Origin of the sequence: Aneurinibacillus thermoaerophilus, from assembly GCF_900099925.1 — a bacterium.
Classification (GTDB): domain Bacteria; phylum Bacillota; class Bacilli; order Aneurinibacillales; family Aneurinibacillaceae; genus Aneurinibacillus; species Aneurinibacillus thermoaerophilus.
Map to the genome: position 1 here is coordinate 1 of NZ_FNDE01000079.1, position 2,464 is coordinate 2,464.

The following is a 2,464-nucleotide window of genomic DNA, read 5'->3' on the forward strand; positions in this document are numbered from 1 at the left end:
GTCGTTCCATCTGATGAGTTCGTATCGGTAGACAACGTGAGCAGAGCCAAACCCTTTCTCTCTGCGACTAAGCAGGTAGTAGCGTGCTTTTTTCACGCCACATCATCCTGCTTCTCTTCTCCCTTGTCGTCCTCAGCTGCCGATCCATCCTTTCTAGGCTTGTCCTCTTTCTCGGCTTTCGGTTCCTCTTTAGCCTCCTGTTTTGGCTGCTCTTTCCCTTGCTTCCACTCCCACCATTTCATAGCAAGTGGTGCCACACGCTTCCGGTACTCGTCTATGAGGTCTACAATCTTGCCAGACGAAATATTCAGTTCAGATGCCAGTTTTGAGTATGTCTCGCCTTCCAGATGGCGTTTGACGATGTTAGCGAAGTCATATGGCAGCTCGTCATAGCTTGGAGCCACACCGCTGAGAATGAACTCGTCAACGATTTCACGCTCAGCCTTCTCCTTTTCTTCCTTGGTCGGAATCTTCGCTGGTGGTAAACCGAGATCGGCTTCTAATTGCTCTCCTTCCGGCTTTACTTCATGCACGACGCCTTTGTCATCGACTTTGTATTCCGTTTCTCCGTTTGGCTTCAGATTCACTTTCTTCACAAGTCCTTTCAGTTCGATGTATGGCATAATTTCTTCTCCTCCCGTTTAGATAATTGATAACTGCTGAACTTGCTCTTCCAATGCTTGAACCTTCACTTCGATACGCGGCCTCTGGCTGTAGAACTTAGCGACGGTTACGCTGACAATCTGGCTGTCATCCTTCCAAATCACTTTGTTGAGCGCGTCCTTGATTGCCTTCACGTAGTTGTCCACGTCCGGCTTGCTGGTCGGTCGCAGCTCCCCGGCTTCTGCCTGTGCTGTTTTCTTCTTGCTGAAGCTCTTCGGTATCGACCGGTAGACATTCACTACCAACTGCAACGGACCTTCTAGAAGTGTTGCTGGCGCATGCTCGGACGCTGCCAACCGAACATACTCTTTGTAGTGCCGGGACTTCGCCGGGTCATACATCCGAACGTGGCCGTTGATTGTGGTTGCTCGTGGCCGACCCTGTGCCACAGGCTCCCCGTAGACTGTAAACCGAATCATGCTTTCTTCCTCCGTTGCTCGTTCTCAGCAAGTAGTCCCTGTTCTCTCCATCGCTTTTTCCGGCTATAAAGTCCCGATGGACTGATATCGTACTGTATCGCAATCTGCCACTCCTTCAATCCTTTTTCCCTATCTTGCATATAGCTTTCCGGTGTAAGCTCTTCGCGCGGTTTCGAGACAACCTTCATAAGTTTGACCGGGGCTTTCTTCTCTGGCTTTATCTCAATCGGCTCCGGCCGTATCAGTTCGCCTGTAAGCTTTGAAGCGAGCTCATGTAGTTGTTTTCCGACCGGGCACTGCGTATTGCAGTATGTCTGCAAGTTTTGACTAGCTGCGTCCCAAGCGCTACTACTCTTTCCTTTCAGCGCCTGTTTCTTGGTCTCGCAGTTGCCGCAATGCTCATCCAGTGTGCGGCATATCTGCAATCGAAGCGCTCGTTTTTCCTGCCTGGTCATCCTACTTCCTCCCGTTCCATGCCGGACGGCCGCCGCCGAGTGCATTCTCATTCGTTCGTCCAACTGAATTTGCATTCCGCATCCATTCTGTGATTTTTCGCGAGAAAAGTACGGGCCGCTGATTAGGTTGTGGCTTCCGACGTCTCTTTTCCATCTGGAATCTCCTCCGTTTCGATAAAATCACCGTACACATGAGACAAAATACTGTCGATCTGCATCGCTGTATCCATCACTTCTTCTCGCTCTTCTCCCGGCAACTGATTGAAAAACCGGCTCCGACAGCAGGGGCACATACCCTGTGTGAGCGTTTCATAGATCAGGAAGTCCATCGCAATTTCAATGCCTCCCGACATAGCGCCTCGTATTTTCGGTTGGCCGCCGCCCACTGTGTGTGGTCAGGTCCAATCGTAGAGATGAATTCAGCGCCTTTCATGATTCTTTCCAGCAGTGTTTTGTACTCCTGCGTGCAGGTGTCCACTGGCTCCGGTAGGTCGTCGTCCGGTACCGCCTGCATCAGCATCTCTCCCAGTTCTGTCATGAACTCATCCTCCTGCTTACGTTGTTCACGGCATAGTCTTCTTTCCAGAGACGACAACGCTTGTCGCAGTATTGCTGCAGCACCTCGTCCCGGCAACCAAAGTCATATGGCCGTTCTAGTCCCTGGCGGTATAAACGCTCTAACGACTCCAAATCCATCGGCGGTTTGTTTGCCTCGTTCCATGCAGACAGTGCCATCCAAATCATCTGCGGATTCAGCCCGGTATGCTTGAGATGTGTCACCACGCGCAGTCCTGCGTTGTCCCGGCCACCTTCTGCAACCCCCTGCATGATTTTCCACATGCACAGCTTGGCTTTCGGACCTTCAGCTTGTCCATTTACGGACGGTGCATTCCCTGCCCCTTGTTGATTCTGCTGTTCTTCGAACGC

General features: G+C 51.5%; 7 protein-coding genes. All 7 read right to left on the reverse strand.

Translation table 11 applies throughout. The annotated features are described in order from the left end of the window. Window positions 1-92 precede the first annotated feature (92 nt). Window positions 93-623, reverse strand: coding sequence for a helix-turn-helix domain-containing protein (locus BLR88_RS18600; protein ID WP_091261595.1), 531 nt, complete (start codon window positions 621-623; stop codon window positions 93-95). 18 nt (window positions 624-641) lie between these two features. Beyond that, the gene (locus BLR88_RS18605; RefSeq protein ID WP_091261597.1) at window positions 642-1,082 is read right to left on the reverse strand and encodes a RusA family crossover junction endodeoxyribonuclease; all 441 of its coding nucleotides are present in this window, start codon (window positions 1,080-1,082) and stop codon (window positions 642-644) included. Continuing rightward, entirely contained in the window at window positions 1,079-1,537 is a 459-nt protein-coding gene (locus tag BLR88_RS18610; protein WP_091261599.1) for a zinc-finger domain-containing protein, read from the reverse strand. Before BLR88_RS18610 ends, BLR88_RS18605 begins: the two co-directional genes overlap by 4 nt. Window position 1,538: 1 nt before the next feature. Further along, window positions 1,539-1,691, reverse strand: coding sequence for a hypothetical protein (locus tag BLR88_RS19875; protein WP_175493697.1), 153 nt, complete (start codon window positions 1,689-1,691; stop codon window positions 1,539-1,541). Further along, complete coding sequence (locus BLR88_RS18615; protein WP_091261600.1) at window positions 1,660-1,866, reverse strand: hypothetical protein; 207 nt, start codon at window positions 1,864-1,866, stop codon at window positions 1,660-1,662. The genes BLR88_RS19875 and BLR88_RS18615 overlap by 32 nt, the downstream gene beginning before the upstream one ends. Continuing rightward, on the reverse strand, window positions 1,854-2,075 hold the full coding sequence (locus tag BLR88_RS18620) for a hypothetical protein (protein ID WP_091261602.1): 222 nt from the start codon (window positions 2,073-2,075) through the stop codon (window positions 1,854-1,856). Before BLR88_RS18620 ends, BLR88_RS18615 begins: the two co-directional genes overlap by 13 nt. Continuing rightward, window positions 2,072-2,464: primase C-terminal domain-containing protein (locus tag BLR88_RS19880; RefSeq protein ID WP_217639411.1), on the reverse strand; the 393-nt coding region annotated here is incomplete at its 5' end. The genes BLR88_RS19880 and BLR88_RS18620, both read right to left, overlap by 4 nt.